The organism is Chitinophaga niabensis, assembly GCF_039545795.1.
GTDB classification, from domain to species: Bacteria; Bacteroidota; Bacteroidia; order Chitinophagales; family Chitinophagaceae; genus Chitinophaga; species Chitinophaga niabensis_B.
The window spans coordinates 2999011-3023511 of record NZ_CP154260.1 but is presented as its reverse complement, the minus strand read 5'-3'; the positions used below and the strand labels follow the sequence as shown (position 1 = coordinate 3023511).

The following is a 24501-nucleotide window of genomic DNA, read 5'->3' as shown; positions in this document are numbered from 1 at the left end:
AATAATCCGGAATCTCTTTTACGCAAAATGCAATATGTGTGTAGTGCAGATACTACAACTTGTTAGTTTTTCTGCTACATCCCCTTCTTCCTGCTACAGTTACCTTAGCGTTTTGAAACCCAAACCTTTACCGAGAACAGTCAAGTAGGGCAATACCATATTCCTTTTAACCATAGTACTCCTATGAAGAAATTTCTACAACCTATGTGGGTGCGCACTGCTGCGTGTTCGAGATATCTTTTATTGATCCCTTGTTTGTTAGGGGCAATGTGTGCCAAAGCGGCTTCATTCCCGGTCACCAACACCAATGATGCCGGTCTTGGTTCATTGAGGCAGGCCATCCTTGATGCAAACGCAGGAGGGGTAGGACCGCATAGTATCGTATTCAACGTTCATGGTGTCATTAATATTGCCAGCAACCTGCCCGCAATAACGGTGGCAAACCTCACTATTGACGGGGAAAACAGGGTTTCGATCAACGCCAATAATGGCGCTGCACTTGCTTTCTTTACCGTCAACTCCAATTTTGTTACCATTAAAAATTTTGAACTGCTCAATACAAGAGGAAGTGGAGTGTTGGTAAATGCCAATACGGAGGATGTAACCATTGAGGGGTTAAAGGTGAACACAACAGGTACTGTAGCGGACCTGCTGAACAATATCGTGACAGTGGCCGGGGCATCCCGGCGTTTGACCATCCGGAACATTATATCAGAAATGGGGCTGGAAGCAGTCAATACAAACCCGTCAGGCCGGGCTTTTGCATTTACAGCCGGCCGGCACGCATCCCTGACAATTGAAGATGTAAATATCAATGCCCGCAATTCAGGAGGTACAGCTACCGGGGCTATGTTCATGGAATTCATGGGCACCGCGTCCCTGGATACTGCGCTGATAAAAGATGTAGAGATGTCTCCGCTTGCCAGAGGTATCCAGGTGCTGGGCAGCCTTAAGAATGCAACGTTTGATAATATTAATTTTTCAGGTTGGACGAATGGAACGGACTATGCATTCCGTGCAGGTGCCACCACCGAAAAGGTGGAATTCCGAAATTCTTATTTTGATCTTGCCGCGCCAACGATCACTGCTAATCCGGAGGCGGATTACGGGATTGACTTTATGGGAGCGGTAAATACCCTGTTGATCCATAATACAAAAGTATTGCAGGGTGGTTTTAACAATCTTCATTTTCGTGCAGCGGCGAATAATATTACGATCACCGCTTCTGAATTCACCAATGCCAATCTGGCGCATAACGCCAGCGATACCTCCATACGGTTCAGGGGAGCTGTTACCGGCCTTACGATGGATGATGTATTGATAGGCGGGGACCCGCTGGACAAGGTAGCGCTGGGTATCTACTTTGATGGCCTGGTTACTAATGCCAGCCTGAAAACGGTGAGTATCTCACACTTGCGTGCCGATGGGATCAACTTCCGCAATGGTCTTACAAATGTGGTAATGGATAACCTGGTCATAGATGACATTGCACAGGGGATGACCATAGCCGGGGCCGTGAATACTTTTGAACTGAAAAATTCTACCATCAGCAAAGCAGGTGGTGCACAGAGCGATGGGATAGAGTTTGCCGGAACCTTTCCCAAATCCAATGTGAAGATCACGAACAATATTATTGAAAGATGTGGCCGGGCAGGTATCGTGATCAACCAGGTGCATGCAACAGCACAGATCGATATAACCGGAAATGATATACGGAACGATACGCTCCACGGTATCTGGCTGCATGCAGGCGCAAGCGGCACACGGAATATAAGTATCACCGGCAACAGGATACATGATAACCGCGGCCATGGTGTTTATTTTAACACCAACGATAATACACAGGGTACGATCATCACCGGTAACAGTATATATAATAACGTTACAAATGGTATTTTCATCGCAGCGGCTGCCAATGGCAGTTATAAAGGGGCCAACCGCCCGGTTATCACTTCATCTTCCGGTAGTGGCGGTACTTACAATGTGGGTATACGCATCCCGGTGATTGCTGCGGATGGCGCCGGGCCTGTTTATACAGTACACCTTTATGCAAATGAAGCGGGTACTACTCCCAACAGCGGCCGTGAACTGGTGGCTACCTACAACAACGTACCAGCAGGCACAGCCATACAAACAGCTACTTACAATGGTACGCCGGGCGGCTTCTGGACCGCCACACTTACCTCCGCCAAAGGCACTTCAGAATTCAGTGATGCGGTGCCCGTGAACATCTCAGGACCTGCCGGCGTAAACGCCGGCATTGCTGCATGGTACCGGGGCGATATGGGATTGAGCGGCGCCCAGTGGAATGATATCAGCGGAAATGCCAAGAACCTTCCAAGGGTTGGCGCGCCGGGAGTGGACAGTGTGACTGGTATCAACTTTAATACTACAGCCACATTTTCAGGCACCGCGCAATACTTCGGTAAAAGCGGTGTAGTAGATCCTGCCTTTTCTGTACTTGGCAATGGTAATATGGAGAAGATCGCAGTGTTTGGCGTTTCATCTTCGTCTGCACTGAAAAATGGAGCCTTGTTTAACCAGTTGACAAGCAATAACTACTACGTAGCTGCGTCACCCAGTTGGAGCAACGGAAATGTGCTGTGGGATGCGCCTTACGGTTTTCGCCTTACTGGGGTGGCCTGGGGTGGTACCCTGAAGCTCCCCAATGTATGGAGCTTTACCAAAACGCTGACCAATATGAGCGTTTTCCGTGATCATAATATATTGAAGAGTCAGTCGGCAAACTATGCATTCGCAGGCAATGGGGGGAATAATGGTTCCCTTATCGGCGTATATGCAGGCCAGGATTATTTCGCGGGTGAAATTCCGGAGGTGATCATTTATAAAGATATTACCGCTCTCACTAATGACGACCGCCTGAAAATTGAAAGCTACCTGGCGATCAAATACGGCGTTACACTGGATACAACCGACTACCTGGCCAGCAATGGTTCGGTGATCTTCAGCAAAACCGCGAATGCAGGTTTTGGCAAACGCATTACTGGTATCGGCAAAGACAATGTTTCCTGGCTGCACCAAAAACAATCTATCAATCAGGTGGCCGGTAGCGTTACCCTTGCAATAGGCGCAACCGTTGCTGCCGCTAACCGCCTCAATAATAATAACATTACCAACAACCTCGCTTTCCTTGTTGTTAGCGATAACAATGGTAGTGTTGCCTACACTATGCCGGTTGCTTTACCAGGCGTTATAGCCACTGAGCGTTCGGCGCGTGTATGGCGTGTGCAAAAGACCGCCAGCTGGGATGATATGCAGGATGTAACGCTGCAACTCAAAGGAGGCAGTACTAACAATTACCTGTTGATCAGCACGGATGGAGCTTTTGGCACAGTCACTAAAGAAGTGCCGTTGAACAACGGGGGGATGGCCACAGTAAAAGGCTCAGACCTGCCGGACGGTGCATTCTTTACCTTTGGAAGAGTACAAAAATATCCCGGCGGTGTAAACAATGGTTTGCAATCATGGGTAAAAGCAGATCAGGATGTAGTGACTGTTGGCAGTGATGCTACAAGGTGGGTGGACCAGGCGCCGGTGGACAGAGTATGGGCCAAGATAGGCACAGAGACATTAGCCTGGGAGAACACAGCCATTAACTTTAATCCCGCCATTAATTCTACAGGTGTCAGCTATTTTAGCGTCCCTAAATTTGCGGAAGGGTTCACACAGGGGGAAGTGTTTTCTGTACAGTATTCCAATCTGCCTTCTACTTCCACTACGGCAAGTTTTCCCTTTGAATTCGGGGGAGATGCCACTTTTACGCTGACCTATTATCACTATAGTAACGGGCAGCACTATACGTCCTTTGGTACTAACGCCCGCAGAAATTTTTCATTCGGCGGGATCAATATGCAGATCCCTCACCTGTTGAATAACTGGAGCGCTCCCGCAAGCTGGGCAGTGAATTTTGATGGAAAGCTGGCCACGAGCAGCACCACATTCCCCGTTAGCTTTAGCCGGGGAACGGGTATCAACAACGCCATTTTTGCAGGGCATAGTTCCGTTTTCAACGGCCGGATGTCTGAGCTTGTGCTTTATAACAGGAAACTGACTGATCCGGAACGCACCCGCGTGAACAGCTATCTCTCCCTGAAATATGGATTGACTATGCTGAACGCTGCTGGTACTGCCACAGATTATATTGCCAGCAACGGCACCACCAATATGTGGACGGTTTCTAAAAATACCGGCTATGGTCAACGGATCACGGGTATCGGTCGTGACGACAACGGAACGCTGTATCAGAAACAAAGCCGCTCAGAAGGAGCGGGGGCAAATGTTACCATTGCCATTGGCAATGATGTGCCCGCTTCCAACCTCGTCAATAATAATATAATAACCAACGATCTCTCTTTCCTCACATTCAGTGATAACGGCGGAGTGCTTACCTACACACAACGGGTGACCGGTGTGCCAGGTGTTACTTATCGCATGCCACGCATCTATAAAGTAGACAAAACCAACTGGGCAAGTGGAAATGTCACGCTGGTATTGGACGGAGGAGAAGGTTATATCCACTTACTGGTCAGCAACGACAATACTTTCGGTGCAGGCGATGTTACTTATCCTTTGGATGATAATGGCCAGGTAACTATTAACAGTGACCTGTTGCCGGATGGCGCCTATTTCACATTTGCGAGGAACATCCAGGGGCCGGGTGCTGTGGCAACGTCTATCAAACTCTGGCTTCGTTCAGACAAGGACGTTATAGTTACCGGCGCAAATGCAACAGCATGGAATGATTTCTCCGGTCAGCGTAATCATACCAGCGGAGTGGCCGGCACTATTGAATACCTGCCGGGTATCATGAACTTCAATCCTTCTTTGCAGTTCTCAGACATGACCAAAGATGCCTTTAACGGCACGGACCTGAAAATGGGAGGCAGTGGCAGTTATGCCCTGTTCTTTGCTTTGGAGCCGCTGAAGGGTACCAATGCAACGGACATTTTTGTGATAGCAGAAGGTACTAATTCCGCCCGGGTAGAATATACTACCGCTGTTGCTGGTGGAGGTTACCAGCTGATCACCAATAATTCCGGACTTACCGCAGGAAATGCCTTTACAGATAAACCGCATATCGCGGGCTTTGTAGCCAATGCCGGCACCGGCACAGGTTACCTCAACGGTTTGGCTGGTACCGGGCAAACACCGGGAACAATTGCAGCTGCAACAGGCGGGTACAATGTAGGTGATGTAGTAGACAATGGTGATGGAACAGGCATGAACATGGGAGAAGTGATCGTGTACAGCAAAGCGCCCACGGCTGCAGAGATACTGCGAATAAACGCTTACCTGGCGCTCAAATACGGCGTTACGCTCAACCAGGCTACACCTACCAATTATGTGGCCAGCGATGGCACCACGATGATGTGGACGGCTGCAAACAATACCGGTTATAACAGGCGAATCACCGGCATTGGCCGTGACGATGGGTCTATATTATATCAAAAACAATCCCGTTCCGTAGCGGCCGGCGCATTGGTGACTATTGCCATGGGCAGCACTGTGCAGCCAACCAACGAAGCGAATACAAGCACCATTACTAACGATCTTTCTTTCTTCACTTTTGCGGATAATAATGCCGCTGCTTCCTACCGTATATCTATTGTGGGCGGGGCCGGTCTGGCTTCCCATATGAGCCGCATTTTCAAAGTGGAGAAATCCGCCACCTGGGCAGATGCAGACATTACGTTGAAAATAACAGGAGGGAATGATGATACTTATCTGCTGTTGCATAACAGTGCAAACTTCACCACGGGAACACCGGTTTGGAAACAATTGAACGCTGATGGCTCCGTTACTTTGAACAGCAGCGAGATGCCAAATGGTTCTTTCTTTACCCTTGCCCATTATGTACGCGGGCCAAATGCCATTAAGAATGGTATGACCTTCTGGTTACGTGCCGATGATATGGTGTCTGACGCAGCAGAATGGCAGGACTATGGCGGATTAGGCAATGACGCCGCTCAGACCGTTCTGGCAAGCAAACCTATCATGGATGCACGCGGCATCAACTTCAATTATACCTTCCGGTTTGATGGTACGGATGATTTCTTTGATATCAATACAACCAGGATCGATCCTGTCAATTCCACCATATTTGCCGTAGCGAAAGGCACAGGTTATAACGCTGTCAGGGAACTGGTGGGCTCCGGTTTAGTGGGCGGTAATCAGGGGATGGAATTCCGGATCACCGGTACTGCCCAGTTACAAACCCTGGAAAACGCTGCCGCAATAGAGGCGGCAACAACTACCACAACTTTCCTGGAGAACAGGCCTTATCTTTTCGGTGCTACCCAAACGAACGCAGCGAATGGCTTCAAATTATACGGTAATAATAAACTGGAAGCCCAGGCCAATAACACACTCAGCCCCACCACAACCAATCTTGTGTCTATCGGTTCCCGAACAACTGCCGGACGCGGTGCGTACTGGAGGGGGGACATGGCTGAAGTAGTAGCGTACAACCGGGTGTTGAGCACTGTGGAACGCCAGCAGGTTTCTTCTTACCTGGCATTGAAATATGGTATCACGCTGGACCAGACTATACCTACCAATTACCTGGCTACGAATGGCAGCACATACTGGACAGCCGATGCCACTTACAGGCATCGCATCACCGGTATTGGCCGTGATGATGAGACCAGTCTTAATACCAAACAATCTCTGAACGCAGATGCGGGTTTTGTTACCATAGCCCTGGGTTCAAAAATAGCGCTGACAAATGAGTTGATCTCTGAAACCATTACAAACGATCTTTCTTTCTTGACGTTTGCTGATAATGGCTTGTCCGCTGTTGGTTATAGTGTGGTGCAGGCCCCACTGCCTGGCGTTAGTTCAACCCGCCATATGGAAAGGGTTTGGAAAGTGGAGAAAACCAACTGGGCAGATCAGAATATTACACTGGCCGCCAATATTGTTGGCGGTGATAAATACCTCCTGATCAGTACTGATCCCACCTTTGCTACGGTTGATCAGGAACTGCCTTTAGACAGCAAGGGTACTGTTACGCTTAATTCAAACCTGCTGCCGCAGGGAGTTTACTTTACTTACGGGGCTATTGTAAAATACCCGGGTAATGTAGCTGCTACCAGTTTGTGGTTACGTGCTGATGCCAATACTTTAGACGATGGCAGTAATAACGTTACCCAATGGATAGATTATGCAGGTTCTGGCTTAATCGCAGAGCAGCTGACTGTTGCCAGCCAGCCGGTGCTGGAGCTGGGGTATCTTAATTTTAACCGCGCCCTGAAGTTTGATGGCATAAATGATTTTCTGAAGATTTCACAAGCCTCCATCACCGGGAAATTCCCTGTGGGCAATGCTGCGAGAACCATCATGGGAGTTGCGGTCACCAACTCAAATGCTACAGACCAGGCCCTCTTCACTTATGGCGCCTTCGTAGGTAACCAGTCTTCCGGTTTCAGGAGATCGGTAACCGGAGAGGCTATATTTGAAGCAAATGGAAATCCCAGCAATATTATAGGCCCTGCGAATTCCTTCCCTATAAACATGGCTACAATTATCAGTGGCCGGTACGCAGGAGGAGCCACGGGGGATGCCCGTGTGTATGCGAATGGTATTACTTCCCTTGCCAACGCAGCCAGGAACTGGAATACCATTCTCACTGCTGAAGGCGCACAGGTAGGTAAATTTGTAGGAGAAAACCGCCAGTGGAATGGCCGTATCGGTGAAGTCATCCTTTACAACAGGGATATTACTAATGATGAGTTTCAGCGTGTCAGTTCCTACCTTGCTATAAAATACGGTGTTACATTGAACCAGTCGGTTGCTGCCAACTACCTGGCAACAGATGGTACCGTGATCTGGGATGGTACAGCCAATGCTGCTTACAAGAACAACATTGCAGGTATAGGTTGGGATAATATGGAAGACCTGAACCAGAAACAATCCCGTAGCGTGAACACTGGTTTACAGGTAACTGTTGGCCTGGGGGATATCGCTGAAACAAATGAACTGAACGCTAATATTTTTGCAACAGATAAATCATACCTCACCTGGGGCGATGATAACGCCAGCACACTGTTCAAAACTGTCATAACCGGTAACCCGGCGGTGAACTACCGCATGGCCCGCGTATGGAAAGTTCAGGAGAGCGGTACCGTTGGTAATGTGCAGATAGCAGTACCCTATGATGTGTTGCCTAACTCAATGGAAACCTATCTCGTAGTAAGTAGCGACGCCACTTTGGATGGAACAGACCAGTTCATCCCCTTAACTGAAATTACCCTGAAAGGTGTGAAGCATTATGCTGCTGCAGCGGATCTTACAACCGGGCAGTATTTCAGTTTTGCATCTTCCATCAAGGCGCCCGGCGGCATAGTGGGAACTACCATCTGGTTACGTGCTGATAAAGGTACTTCCAGTAATACGGATAATACCGCTATTAATGGATGGATAGATTATGCGTCTGATCTGAATAACGTTACGCAGGCAACTGCGCTTAATCAACCCCTGTATCTCAACAATACTGCCGGCAACATCAACTTTAATCCGGTAGTGAAATATGATGGTGTCAATTCAGGCATGACGGGAGGCTCTATTCTGAAAACAGGTACTTATAACGCCGCTGCCGCATTCTTTGTGGGTAACCAAGCAACTGCCAATAACGCCGTAATTTTTACGGAGTCAGCTCTCACCGGTGCGGCTGCTAACTATTTTACCCTGCATGCTACCTGGTCAGATAATATTGTTTCCTGGGATGCTCCGGCTACAAACCGACTCACTTTTAATACAGGAGGGATCAACAATCAGACAAATCTTTGGACTACCACCAGTAATATTACATTGCCTCTCGCCAACCGGAAGGCCATTTACAAGAATGGTGTGACCGTGGCTACCGGAGGTGGTTCCGGAGGTGGTGCGGATCTCTTTACAGGTAATAACAGTCCCTTCCTGCTGGGCAGAAATACGGCAGCTAATGTTCCCTACAACGGCCGTTTCGGTGAATTGATCATCTATACTTCTGCGCTCACAGCCGCCCAGCAGCAGCAGGTAAATACCTATCTCTCGATCAAATATGGTATTACACTGAATAATGGCGCAACGGATTATATCGCTACGGATGGGACTACTAAAGTATGGGATGCCACTGCGAATACAACTTATAAGAACAATATAGCCGGTATTGGCCGGGATGATGTGGAAGGGTTAGATCAGAAACAATCCCGTAGTGTTAATACCGGTCTGCAAATAGCCGTGGGCCTTGGCACACTGGCAGAAGAGAATCTTTCAAATACCAATACTTTCGGCAGCAATTTGTCTTACCTCGTATGGGGGGATGATAATGGCAGCACAACATTTAATACAGCTATCACCGGTAGTTCCAATGTGAATTACCGCATGTCGCGTGTGTGGAAAACACAGCGTACTGGTGCGGCAGGCGATGTACAGATAGCTGTTCCTAAAAGCGTATTGCCGGTTAATGGCACTACGCCTTATCTTGTGGTAAGTAATGATGCTGTATTCGATGCGGCTGATCAGTTTTATGAATTGTCTGAATTAGCCCTGAATGGAACGGACCATTATGCTGCTTCGGCTAATCTTACAAATGGACAGTATTTCACTTTTGCCGCGTTTATAACAGCGCCTGGCGGAGTTATAGGAAGTTCCCTATGGGTGAAGGCGAACGCAGGCCTGACGGTGAACGGCAGCGACCAAGTTGAGCAGTGGGCCGATCAGAGCGGTAGCGGCATTGTTACCACTGAGCTACGAGCAGCAGCTACGACCCATACTGATCCTGTTGCGGCATCAGCGGATATCATCAAAGTGCCGGTTGGTCTTAACTTTAACCCCGCTGTAGATTTTACGGGTGCTGTTAGTAAGTCATTAAAGGGAAATTCTACTACGGACTGGGATGCTACACAATTGTCGATTTTTTCAACCAGCGTAGTGGAAGGACCACTGGCAGGCCCCACTAACATGGCGGGTGTATTTTCCGGGTTAGCAAACTGGACAGTTGATGGTGGATCTGGATCCGGTGGTATTGGCCTGAACGCAGTAGGGGCAGCTTATACACTTGACGGAAGCGGTTGCTTCGGAGCAACAAGTACATCGGGTAACACAATACCAAGGGTAGTTCGTGGCGTTTATACAACTATTGGTACTGGGCTGGGTGGTTCGATGACGATTGATGGCAGAACTGAAGTTGCTTCAGGACCAGGCTGCGGTACTTCTGCCGGCTCATTCTTTGAGGTGGGAGGACGCACTTCAGGGGCCGCCTCATTTGATGGCCGCGTTTTCAATGGTAAGATCCCTGAGGTGATCGTATACAAATCAGTGCTCAACTCCACACAGGCAAGGCAGATCGAATCTTACCTGGGTATTAAATATGGTATTACACTTAACCAAACTACACCGCAGGACTACCTGGCTACAGACGGCACTACCAAAACATGGGAAGCCGCAATTAATGGCACTTATAATGTGAATATAGCCGGTATCGGACGCGATGATGCAACAGCATTGAATCAGAAACAAAGCCGCAGTATAAATGCCGGTGCCATCCTAACAATAGGCCTGGGCAATATTGCGCTTGATAATATTTCCAACAGCGCCAGCTTCACAACAGATAAAAGTTATCTGACCTGGGGCAGCAACGCCGGTGCAGTAACTGCAAATAGTGCAGACCTGCCAGGTTGTATCAAAGAAAGGCTGACCCGTGAATGGAAAGTACAGTTTTCAAACTTTGATAATTCTACAGCACCGGTAGATCTTGAATTTGATCTTACCGGTATTACCCGTACCGGTACTTTGCCGGAACATTATGCGCTGCTGATAGATAAGACCGGCAGCGGCAATTTCGCATCCCTGGCGCCTGCGGATTATACACTGATCCCTGCCAGCGAACTGGATGTTGATAAAGTGAAATTCGATAACGTGGGAAGCCTCACCAATGGTGCTGTATTTACACTGGTAACGCGTAATGTGGCAGCTCCCGCAGCCTTCCTGGTGCCAGACGCTGCAGATGCCACAACAGCCAGTGTATGCCTGGATGCCAATGGCATGTTGTACTTCAAAGACCCTGCGGACCCTGATAAATACATCGCCGCAATAGATCCAAATGGTAATACGATCAACCCTGCTCAGTTCTCAGCTTACATTTCCGTAAACAGGGATATGGCCACAGAACTGGGCAAAGCCAGTGGTACAGATTATGGAACACAATTGATGCGCCGCATGCTGCAGATCACTTACACCGGTACACCGCTCACAGTGAATGGTGGGGTGAAAGTCCGTTTCTTATGGAATGATGCGGAAAGAACGGCGGCAGAAAATTACCTGGCTAACGACCGTGGTGTTACAACTCCACAAAACTGGAAATGGTTTAAACATTCCGGTACAGTAGCGAATGTGATCACTGACCTGACGGAAACCGGCCTGAATAATATGACAGAAATAACACCTACCGGAAATGGTGAAGAGAATGGTGTGAAATATGTTGAGTTCAGCAATATCCAGAGCTTCTCTACTTTTGGAGGGCTAACATCAGCTACCGGCGTAATAAGCGTACTGAAAACTACAGATGGCACCGAAGGCGCCACAGATGGTAAGTTCAGGATCAAACTGCCGGGTACTTTGGCTGCTACCGAAGATGTTACCGTTCAATACCTCATCAGCGGAACCGCCGCTAACATAAATGATTATACGATTGCCGGCCTGGATGCTGTTGCGCTTACAGGTGTTGCGGTAATACCTGCCGGCAGCAACGGTGTGGATGTAGATGTGCCCGTAGTGAATGACCAGGTAATAGAGCTGACTGAAACAGTTAAGCTCACACTTACCAGTGCCAGTGGCTCATCTCCTTACGGTTTACATACAACTGAATTTGAAGCAACAGCAAATATCAACGACAACGATAATATTCCTGCCAATACGGTAGTAGGCGTAACAGCCACTATTACACCAGCCAAAGAAGACGGGCCGGTACATGGCCAGTTCACCTTCAGCCTGCCATCAGGATATTCCAGTTCGGAAGATATCACTGTCACTTATAACCTGGGTGCAGGAACGGCCGTTTATGCAACGGACTATACGCTGCTCAATTATAATGCAGGTACAGGCACCGGCACGCTCATCATCCCTGCCGGTCAGAACAGCGCTACGCTGGAAGTGACCGTTCAAACGGACGATCTGCTGGAAGCAAATGAAACCGTGGTCCTCAACCAGGTTTCCGCCGGTTCTACGAGCTTTACCTTTACCAACAGCCCAACTGCGGCCACGGCTACGGTGGTGATTGAAGACAATAATCCTCCTTCTGCCCGCTACCTCAGTATCACCAAAGTACAGGATGGTTATGAGAAAGCACCGGGTAATACGGTGCCGCAAAACGCCCAGTACAAAGTAAGCCTGCCTGCGGGTGTGCGCTCTTCTGAGGATATCACATTTAATTATGCAATTAATGTAAGCAGTACGGCGGCAAACGGTACGGACTATACGTATCCTGCTACTGGCACAGCTACTATCCTGTCCGGCCAAAGCGAAGTGATCGTTACAATCCCTGTAACAGATGATAATATCATCGAAACAGATGAAACGATTGTTCTGGACCTGGGTGATGGCAATGGCGGCTTGTATCCGGCTCATCCGCTGGACGCAGCGATGCGTACCACCACCCTGAGCATTTTTGATGATGAGCGCACAGATCCCGCCAAAACACTGGTGACGATCACCGCTACTGATAATACTTCTACAGAACCTCCGGTTGGGGACGATGGCACTTTTGTTATCAGCCTGCCAGCCACCTTTACTGCGGCGAACGATATTACTGTAACGTTTGGCGAAAGTGGTACCGGTGTACGTGGTGTGGATTATGAACTGCGCGATGCAACCAATGCCATTATCACTGGCAATACTATAACCATCCCTGCAGGTCAGACCAGCGTACCTGTAACTCTGCGCGTGTTGCATGATCTGATCATAGAAGGCAGCGAAACGGCCATCCTCACGATGACCAATGTTACAGCCACAGGATTGACGCTAACCGCTTCATCTGTTCCGGCTACAGTTAACATTGGTGATGATGATGCTGTACCCGCTAACCTGGTACTGAACATTGATGCAACACAACATGCAGCAGAACCTGCTACAAACGGTTACTTTACGATCAGCCTTCCGCTGAACGTAACCGCTTCCCGCGATATTAATGTGACTTATTCATTTGATGATCCTAATTCCAGTGCAGTACCGGGAATAGATTTTGCCGCACTGACAGGTACAGCGGTGATAAAAGCAGGCGACAACGGGGTTAGGGTGAATGTGAATGTGATCAACAACTTTGTTATTGATGGCACGCGTACAGTTAAAGTGGATGTAACCGCCGGAGACGATGGGATACATGCCTACACTCCGGGTACTGCTACTGCCACTGTAAATATTACAGATGAAGACTACAATGCGAACTCGGATGTGCTGTTGCTCACCCGTGTGTCCGATGCAGTAGAAGCCGGTGCAAAAGGAAGGTTTGAAATTGCACTTCCTCCCGGCATTACCAGCTCTACACCAATCACAGTAACTTATGCGCTTTCAGGTACTGCCACCTACAACGATCCAAACGGGTATGATCTGGTACCGGCTGCGCACATCAACACAGGCACTAACACGCTGACGATCCCTGCAGGCCAGAACTCCATAATCGTGGAAGTAAATGCATTCGGAGATTTGCTGATAGAACCTACTCAAACAGTTATACTCACCCTGTCAAACGCTGTGAATGGAAATGGCGATCCATTCACATTGAACCCTGCCAGCGCTACCGTGAATATCCTGGATGTAAATGGTAGTGTGGCTAATGAACTGGTGATCAGTCCGGCTACTGCAAGCGCCGGTGAAGCGGGCGGTACCGTAAATCTCACGGTGGGTACCAAAACCGGCTTTGCATATCCAAACCCGATATCCGTGTCTATTGCCATCACTGGCACTGGCGCACAGGGTGTGGATTATCAGACGATCCTGCCGGTTGTTATTCCTGGAGGGCAGGCATCTGCCCCGGTAACGGTAAGTATGCTGGACGATCATATCATCGAAGGGCTGGAGAATATTGTGATCACCGTTTTGGGCGGAAATGCAGACGATGCTGCAACCCCGGGACAAACGGTTTCATTCCCCGCAGATCCTGCTGCTAATGTGAGTACAATAGATATTCTTGATGATGATATTTTAAATGCAGCAGCACATGTATTGGAAGTAGTGAAACTGAACGATGGCACAGAACCTGGCGCTAACGGCCTGTTTGAAATACGCTTGCCTGAATACGCAGCTGGTTTACGTTATACTTCTTCCATACCGCTGAATATTACATTCGGCATCACGGGTACAGCAACTGAAGGCAGCGACTATAGTAATATCGGCACTACGGTTACGCTGCCGGCAAATGAAGGCAGCAAACAAGTGACAGTGACCGTGCAAGACGACTTTATACTGGAAGGTACCGAAACCGTAATTCTCACATTGCCGGCTACACCTGCCACAGCTACCTATGGTGCTACAGTAGTGTCCTTCACTGCTGCCCCGTCACCAGGAGAAACCGCAACAGTGAATATCACAGATAATGAAATAACTGCCAGCATCAGCACAACCGGAGTGAATGATGCCTTTGAAGGAGCGGCAAATGGTTACATCCGTTTTGCACTGACCAATTCAGCGGTGGCCGGTAATGATCTGACTGTTAGCTTCAACGTATTACCCACCGGCACCGCGGTTACATCAGACTATGTGATCGATTTCGGTGCGCTCACCGGCACTTATGACCCGGGAACAGGAGCAGGCACGGTAAAAATACCTGCAGGACAGCCATCAGTGGATCTCCCCATCAGGGCGTTAACTGACGATCTGATAGAAGGGGAAGAATCCGTAAACATCCGCCTGAACGGAGCAACAGCCGTGTTGTCGTCCGGCAGCCAGGCAATACCTGTACAAGGTACTGCTGAACGCACCGTGTTCATCCAGGATGATCCGGGTTATGACATGACGGTAGCTGCAACCGTCCTTACCAACGGTGCAGAACCAACCGCTGCAGGTACTTACCGCGTACACCTGGCAGGTACATTAAAAGCCGGCAAGGATATTACGGTAACCTATACCGTACAACCGGGTAGTACTGCTACCGCAGGTGTAGACTACACCAACCTGAGCGGTACAGTGGTGATCACCCAGGGCAACAATTATGCAGATATCACCTTACCGGTGCTGAATGATAACATTATTGAACCAACAGAGAATGTGGTGATCCGCCTGCAGAACGCAACGGCAGGTACACTGCCATTTGTTGCCAGCACGGCAGATGTGTCTCTGGATATCATAGACGAAGACGGTGGTGTCAAGGAATTGAGCGCAGCTGTACAACGTCAGGCTACAGAACCAGGCGGTGGCGCTAATAACGGCGTGTTCCGCATTAGTCTCCCCACCGGTATGACGGTGGCAGGAGCTATTACGGTCAACTATGTACTGGATGCCGGTACAGCTACCTATGGCGCTGATTTCACACTGGCCGATTACATTCAGGGAACCAATACCGGCACGGCCACTATTGCAGCAGGCCAGGCTTATGTGGATGTACCTGTTACCGTATTGGACGATTATAACATAGAGTTAAACGAGAATATAGTGCTGCGCATCACCGGCGGTACTTCTCCGGTAGGGCCATTCACACCATCGGCTACAGCATCCGCAGATATGACCATTTCTGACGATGACAATAAACCGGAGAACCGTGTGGTGAGCGTATTAAAAACAAGTGCGGACGGTGATGAAACTGGTCCTGTGAACGGAAACTTCCGCTTCAAGCTGCCGGGTACAGCTGGCGGTGCGGACCTGGTACTGACCAATGAAGCAGTTACCATCAATTATACGATTGCTGGTACAGCCAAACCTGGCACAAATACCGGCGCAACCGATATGGATTATGTACAACTCAGCGGACAGGTGATCATTCCTGCCGGTGCAGGATACATTGATGTACCGGTGAACGTGATTGATAATAACATCATTGATGGTACGCGCAACGTTACCGTAACAATCAGCAATACCGGCATCAGCACTGTGAGCGGCGCAGTATTTACAGCACACGCTACAGAGAACACCGCTAATTTCAACATTGCCGATAACGACAATATAGCGGCTAACTTTGTGCTGACACTGGCGGCTACGGTACCAGATGCACAGGAAAATATCACACCGGTGAATGGCGTATTTACGTTCAGCCTGCCCAACGGCGTGAAAGCATCCCGCGATCTGACCATCAGTTATACACTCAGCGGTAAAGCAGTGAATGGAACGGATTACCAGACCATCAGTTTGCTGACCGCAACTATTCCGGCCGGTCAGACTGCTGTGGATGTTAACATCATCCCTGTTAACAACAACATCATAGACGGCGACCGTCCGGTGATCCTCACAGCAGGTGCAGTGAGCGTTTTTGGTGGTAACCCATATGGCACGCCATTTACGGTGAACCCAACCAATACTACACTCACCATTCATGATGATGATAACACAGCGGCTAACCGCACACTCATCATTACGGCTACCCAACCTGATGCGCAGGAAGGTGTTACGCCGGTAAATGGAACATTTACCATTAGCCTGCCTAATGGCATCACTGTAGCGGAACCGCTCACAGTGAACCTGGCGCTTACAGGCAGCCAGGCGGTAAATGGCACAGACTATCAAACCATTCCGCTCTCTGTAACTATTCCTGCAGGCCAGCCTTCAGCTACCGTTACGATCAGGCCAATCAACAATTCGCTGATAGATGGGGACAGAAGTGTTGTGATGAGCATTACCGGCATTGATCTGCCTGTTGGCAGCACACTAGGTGCATTTACGGCGCCGGCGCCAGGTAATGAAGCAACGCTGACGATCCATGATGATGATGCGGCCAATGTTAAACTGCAGATCACGGCCAGCATACCAAATGCAGCAGAGCCGGGCACACCAGGTGAATTCACCCTGAGCCTGCCGGGAGGTATTACTGCAACACAGCCGCTCACCGTATACTACCAGATCACTGGCACGGCCGTACCAGGTGCAAGCGCAGCTGAAGTAAATAAAGACTATATCACAATAAGCGGTTCCATGATCATTCCTGCATCTTCTTCAAATGCAACGATCCCGGTAACTGTTATAGATAACACAATTATTGATGGTAACAGAACAGTGATAGTGACCCTGAACCGTGGTGAGGCCACTATCAATGGCAAGCTGGTAAATGTTGGCGTGGATGCTGTTGCAGACGATGCTACAGTTACCATTGCAGATAATGACGCCGCTTTGGCAGAACTGTCCATCACAGCAGGTACACCTAATGCGGGCGAACCTTCCACAGACGGAAGCTTTACCATCAGCCTGCCAGCGGGCGTAACCGCTACGGAACCTGTAACAGTTGGATATACGATCACCGGCACTGCAGCTAACGGTACAGATTATACGTTGTTAGGCAGTACGGCTATCATCCCTGCCGGTGCTCCTTCCGTGGATGTTCCGGTGGATGTGATCAATAATCTGATCATTGATGGTACACGCACTGTGATACTCACCCTTACTAATGGTACAACTACTACCATTGGTACCATAGGTGTGAAAGCAGGAGAAGGTACTGCGCAGGTAAATATTGCGGATGATGATGCTGGTATTGCCCGCTTGTCTGTTACGGCTACAACACCTAATGCAGCAGAACCGGGAACAGACGGTTTATTCACCATCAGTCTGCCAAACGGCGTAACAGCAACAGAGCCTGTTACGGTGGCTTATAATATGACTGGCACGGCGGTGAACGGTACGCACTATGCCAACCTCACAGGCACCGTTGTGATACCTGCGGGAGCTTCTTCCGTAACGGTTCCTGTTGATGTGATAGACAACAATATTATAGATGGGTCCCGTAATGTGGTGATCACTATCACCGGCGGTACAACTGCTACCGTAGGCAGCATTGGTGTGAACACAACAGAAGCTGTAGCCACTGTAACGATTGCAGATGATGACCTGGGTAACGCGAAAGTGGAAGTAGTGGCTTCCAATGCAAATGCAGCAGAGCCTGCTACGAATGGTACATTTACCATCCGCCTGGCCAATAACCAAACTACCACGGCCGCCATTGATGTTACCTACAGTATTGCAGGTACAGCAGTGAACGGAACGGATTATACATTAACAGATGCAGGCGGCGCCCTGATCAGCGGTAATACCGTAAGGATCCCGGCGGGCAGCGGCGAAGTACAGGTAACGGTGAAAGTGACTGACGACAAGATCATTGAGTTGTCAGAAACCGCATCTTTAAAATTACAAAGTGCTGACCTGGGTGGTGTAACTGTGCCCATTGGTACACCGGATGAAGCGGTGGTGAACATTGCAGATGACGATAATGATATCACTTATCGTGTGCTGACAGCTACAGCTACGGTAGCCAATGCATCCGAAACCGGGCCGGTGAACGGGGCTGTTACATTCAGTTTCCCGGATCCGAATATCACCGCAGCAGAAGATGTGGAGATCACTTACACCGTAAGTGGTACCGCAGCTGAAGGTGTGGATTTCCAACCTATGCAACGCACGGTTATCCTGAAAGCAGGTGATAAGAGCGTGACAGTGCCGGTGAATGTGATCGATAACAACATCATCGATGGGAGCCGTACAGTAGTACTGACTACTGTGAGCGGTACGTCCGGCCTGGGGCTTTTCACGCCTGCCACAGCTCCGGCACATATTGCTACTGTAACGATCGCAGATAACGACAATACAGCAGACAAACTTCAACTAAGCATCCTCAAAACAGCGGATGGCGCAGAACCAGCCAGCTCCGGCTCCTTCACCATCAAACTGCCTGACGGACTGACTGCGTTGAAAGATATCTTTGTAAACTATAACATAGATGCATCAGGTACGGCAGGTGCAGGTACAGATTACCAGGCCATCACCGGCACGGTAATAATACCAGCAGGCCAGCCGGGTGTAACAGTACCTGTGAATGTGCTGAACGACCAGGTGATTGAACTCACTGAAACCGTGATCATGAATATCACCGGAGGCACAGGCCTTGAAGCGGATGGTAGTACTGCTATCAGCTTTACTGCAGCCATCGCACAGGCTACTGTTGACATTATTGATAACGACCTTACTCCGGCCACAGGTGCGGTACAGATCACCAAAGTATCTGACGCCGTGGAAGGAGGGGCTAAAGGCCAATACCGTATTGCATTGCAACCTGGTATTACCTCATCGCAGGATATTACCCTGACTTTCGCACTCAGTGGTAATGCGGCACGCAGTGGCGATTATCAACTTACTAACGTACCTGGCGGCGCTGTTATCAGTGGTAATTCTGTTACTATTCCCGCCGGTGCCAATGAAGTACTGATCGATGTGGATGCACCTGATGATGGTGTGATAGAAGGGCAGGAGCAGGTAGTACTTACCCTGAATGGCATTACTTCTTCATTGCCTTTCACCATAGATCCCGCACAGGCAGCTGCCACGGTGAATATTGTGGATGTGAACGGAGCGGCCAGCGGTCAGCTTTCCATTGCAAAAGTAACGGACGCCGCAGAGCCAGCTACCAATGGCCGGTTCAGGATAACCCTGCCAACAGGCATCACGTCTGCAGGAGCCATTACAGTGTCTTATGCACTCAGCGGTACTGCATTGGCGGGTACTGACTTTACAACAGGCACAGTGATCATACCGGCTGGTGCGAATGGTGTAGATGTGGATGTAACAGTGACAGATGATTATATCCTGGAAAGCACAGAAACAGTGATCCTGAAAGTACTGGGTGGTAATGGGCAGGATATTAATGGTAACAACCTGTTGTTCCCTGCACATGCTACAGACCACACCGCAACGATCAATATTACAGACAACGATAACACAACGGCTAACCGCATCCTCGAAGTAGTGAAGGTAACTGATGCTGCGGAACCAGCCACCAATGGACGGTTCGAGATCAGGCTGCCGGAAGCTGTGCCAGGCACACGTTATACCGTAGCAGAAAATATCAATGTAGTATTTGCCGCCAGCGGTACTGCTGCATCAGATATTGATTACATATCAACAGGCACAGGCATTGTTCTGCCTGCGGGAAGCAGCAGTGTATTTGTACCGGTGACCGTGAAAGACGACAAAGTGCTGGAAGGTACTGAAACGGTAATACTTACACTGGCCAATTCAACGGCAACCGGTGGTGATGTTTACGCTCCATCCGGCAGCGCAGCCACAGTGAACATTGCAGACGATGACCTCATTCCGGCAAACCTGCAACTGGAAGCTACTGCCACTATTGCCAATGCGCACGAAACAGGGCCGGTGAATGGTGAATTCACCATCAGCCTTCCTGCGGGTATTACTATAGCAGCGCCTGTTACAGTTACTTATACTTTAGGAGGCACTGCGCAACCTGGTGCTGACCTTACGGTGATGAATAAAGATTACGTGCAGATGAGTGGTACTGCAACGATTGCAGCCAATACCAATAGTGTGACCATCCCGGTGAATGTGATCAACAATACAATAATAGACGGTGACCGCACGGTTATACTCTCCATCAGCAGCGGAGCGGTGACCATAGGTACAACAGGATATGATTTAACACCTGCAGGTACACCGGCTACGGTGACCATTGCAGACAATGATAATACTCCTGCCAACCTGCAGTTGACCATCATTAAAAAGAAAGATGGTGCAGAACCTTTTACCAGCGGGGAGTTTGAGATCAGCCTGCCTGCAGGCATTACATCCGCAAGGCCGGTAACGGTGAACTTCACGATCGGTAATACCAGCACAGCACTTACAGGTGCAGATTACAGCAGTATCAGCGTACCGGTTACTATTCCAGCCTACCAGCAAAGTGTAACCGTTCCCGTAAATGTGCTGAACGACCAGATCATAGAAGCCACAGAAACGGTGATCATGAATATCAGCGGCGGCAACGATGGCCAGTTCACTTATACCGCAGGTGCAACAGGCAGCGCTACGGTGCCCATCATGGACGATGATGCCGGCACAGGTGCAAGAGTGGTATTGCTCACCAAAGTATCTGATGCTATTGAAGGCGCTGCACGTGGACGATTCCGCCTGGCATTACCTGCGGGTTACACCAGCGCTGAAGATGTAACCGTAACCTTTAACATGAGCGGTGCAGCGATACGGAACACCATCACAGATTACCAGCTGTTGCAGGTACCTGGTGGCGCCGTACTCAGCAGTAATACGCTCACTATTCCTGCCGGTTCCAATGAAATACTGGTAGATGTTGAAGCATATAACGATGGTAACATAGAAGGGCCTGAAGATGTGGTGATGATGCTTACCGGCGTTACCTCGGCTATACCATTTACACTTGATCCGGCACGCACCAGCGCCACGGTGAATATTGTGGATGTAAATGCCGCCGCGGATAATCCAATCTCTGTAACATGGGTTAGTCATGCCGCAGAGCCTGCCACTACCGGTAAATTCAGGATCAGCCTGCCACCTGGCATCGCTGCTGCAAGAGACATCACCGTGATGTATAATCTCTCCGGCTCTGCTACTGCAGGTCTTGATTACACTGTTGGCACAGCAGTGATACCGGCAGGCGCCAATGATGCAGAGATAGATGTGAATGTAACAGATGACTATATCATTGAGGCCACTGAAACTATCAGCCTGCAAATACTGGGAGGTAACGGCAAGGATAATACGAATGCAGATGTTTATTTCCCGGCGCATCCTGTTGATCATACTGCGGCGATGGACATTGCAGATGATGATAATACACCAGCCAACCGCACACTTGAAGTGGTAAGACTGGATGATGCAGTAGAACCTGCCGATAATGGACATTTTGAGATCAGGCTGCCTGAAGCGGCTCCTGGCATACGATATACTACGGCCAAAAACATCAACGTAGTATTTGCCGCCAGTGGTACTGCCGTACAGGCAACAGATTACGAGGCCCTGGGCATAGGCATTATCCTGCCTGCAGCCAATAGCAGTGTGATCGTCGAAGTGAAAGTGAAAGACGACAGGATCATTGAAAACGATGAAACAGTGTTGCTCACCATCGATCCGAATGCTTCTTCATCTGAAGCAGGCGCCTTCACTGCCGGAACTGCTAATACGGCTACTGTTTTGATCACGGATAATGATGCCACAGCAGCTAACCAGGTGCTGGCCATCACCGCCAGCATCCCGGATGCTGCAGAACCTGCCAGAGACGGAGAGTTCACCATCAGCCTGCCACAGGGTGTAACTGCGGCTGTGCCAGTGACAGTAACCTATAGCATAGGTGGCACAGCTAAACCAGGTGCAGATGCCGGTGCAATCACTATGGATTATGTGCAACTCAGTGGTACGGTAACTATACCTGCCAATTCAAACGCGGTGACTATACCGGTAGATGTGATCAATAACAGTATCATAGACGGTAACCGCACAGTAATAGTAACGATCACAAACGGCACAGCCACTGTGAATGGCGCAGGTATCAACTTTACATCTGGTGCAACAGCTGCCGCAACTGTGAATATTGCGGATAATGACAACACTGCAGCTAACCGCACAGTGAGTATTACTGCATCAGTTGCCAATGCACACGAAACGGGGCCTGTAAACGGAGCATATACCATCAGGCTGCCGCTGAACATTACGGCTGCTGAAGACATTACCCTGAACCTGGCTGTTAGCGGAAACGCATTGGCAGGTAGTGATTACGAAACGCTTTCAGCTACTGTGATCATACCGGCAGGCAGTAATGAGGTAAGTGTACCGGTGAAAGTGATCGATGATATCCTTGTAGATGGCAGCAGAACGGTAACAGTATCCATCGTGAATGGAAGCACGGCTACACTGGGCAGCTTTACGCCGGCCACAACTACCGGCGCAACAGTGACCATTGCGGATAATGATTTCAAAGGTTCTGTAAAATGGAAGAGTGTAGGTTATACCGGCACCGGTGCAAGTGGCAGTGTGAAAGCAGGTGATCAAATTACCTACACTATTCATGTGCGTAATACCGGTAATGTAAAACTGGACCAGGTAGTGATAACTGATAATGTGCCGCTTTATACAGACTTTGTAAATGCGGATGAAAATATCACCCCAGCAGGCCGCCGCCTCACCTGGACTATTCCTGAAGTAGCGGTGGGCACTACTGTCACCCGCAGCTTTAGGGTAAAAGTAGCCAATGATCTGACAGGCGCATCTGCTATCACCAATACTGCACAGGTGGATGACGGCAAGGGTACCGGACCTGAGAACACAGTTCCGGAAGATCCGAACAACCCGGGCAATCCGCATCCGAATCCGGGTCCGAATACACCTTCTACCAGCATACCGGTAGACAATGGCGGAGATGGTTCCATCAGCTGGAAAACGGTGAGTTATACTGGTACCGGCAGCAATGGTGCGGTACGCCCGGGCAACCAGATCACCTATACGATCCATGTGCGGAACAATGGTAATGTTACCCTCTCCAATGTGAAAGTGGCAGACGTTGTGCCGGCAGGTACCAACTTCGTAAGCATTGCTAACGGTGGTGTACAAACGAACAGGAACCTTAGCTGGACCATTCCTGCAATTCAGATCGGAGCTACACAGAGCGTAAGTTTTGTTGCGCAGGTAGCTACAGATCTTACCGGTATCACTAATATCACCAACACGGCACAAACTGATGGCGGTGGCGGTATGAAACCTACCCGCCCGGAAGATCCTGCAAACCCTGGTAATCCAATGCCGAACCCTGATCCGTCCAAACCTTCCACGCAAATACCGGTGGATGGCGGCGGCCCGGTAACCATCAGCTGGAAGAGCGCAGCTTACACAGCGGTTGGCAGCAATGGTTCCGTACGCTCCGGCAGCAGGATCACTTACACCATGCATGTACGTAATACGGGCAGTATAGCAGTGACCAATATCCAGGTAAAAGACGTACTGCCAAATGGTACCGTATTCGAAAGCATCAACAATAATGGCATAAGGAATGGTAATGATCTTTCCTGGACGATCCCTGCTGTAGCCGTAGGCGCAACAGAAACCGTGAGCTTTACTGTAACAGTAGCTATGGCCAGCAGCCTGACGGGTATCACCAGCATTGAGAATACCGCGATGGTAGACAATGGGAACGGACCGCAGCCAACACTGCCTGCAGATCCGGCTAACCCTGACCAGCCGCATCCTTCGCCACAGGCAGGCGCACCATCTACCAGCATACCGATAGAAGTGAAAGACCTGAATTTCCCGAATGTATTCACGCCGAACGGCGATGGCAAGAACGAACGGTTCATCATCGCAGGCCTGGAAAAATACCCGGGATCGAAGATCTATATCTATAACCGCTGGGGCGGCATGGTATACCAAAACAAGGATTACCGGAACGACTGGAATGGTTCAGGTTTGAACGAAGGAACCTATTACTATATCCTGGAAGTGAAACGCCCCGAAGGCACAAGTGCCTATAAAGGGTGGATAGAAATACTGAGATAAAAA

1 protein-coding gene is annotated in these 24501 nt (G+C 49.4%); it reads left to right on the top strand.

Features of this window, described 5'->3' with window-relative positions:
• The first annotated feature begins 183 nt into the window (after positions 1–183).
• Entirely contained in the window at positions 184–24498 is a 24315-nt protein-coding gene (locus AAHN97_RS11765) for a Calx-beta domain-containing protein (RefSeq protein WP_343307811.1), read from the top strand.
• Positions 24499–24501: the final 3 nt, after the last annotated feature.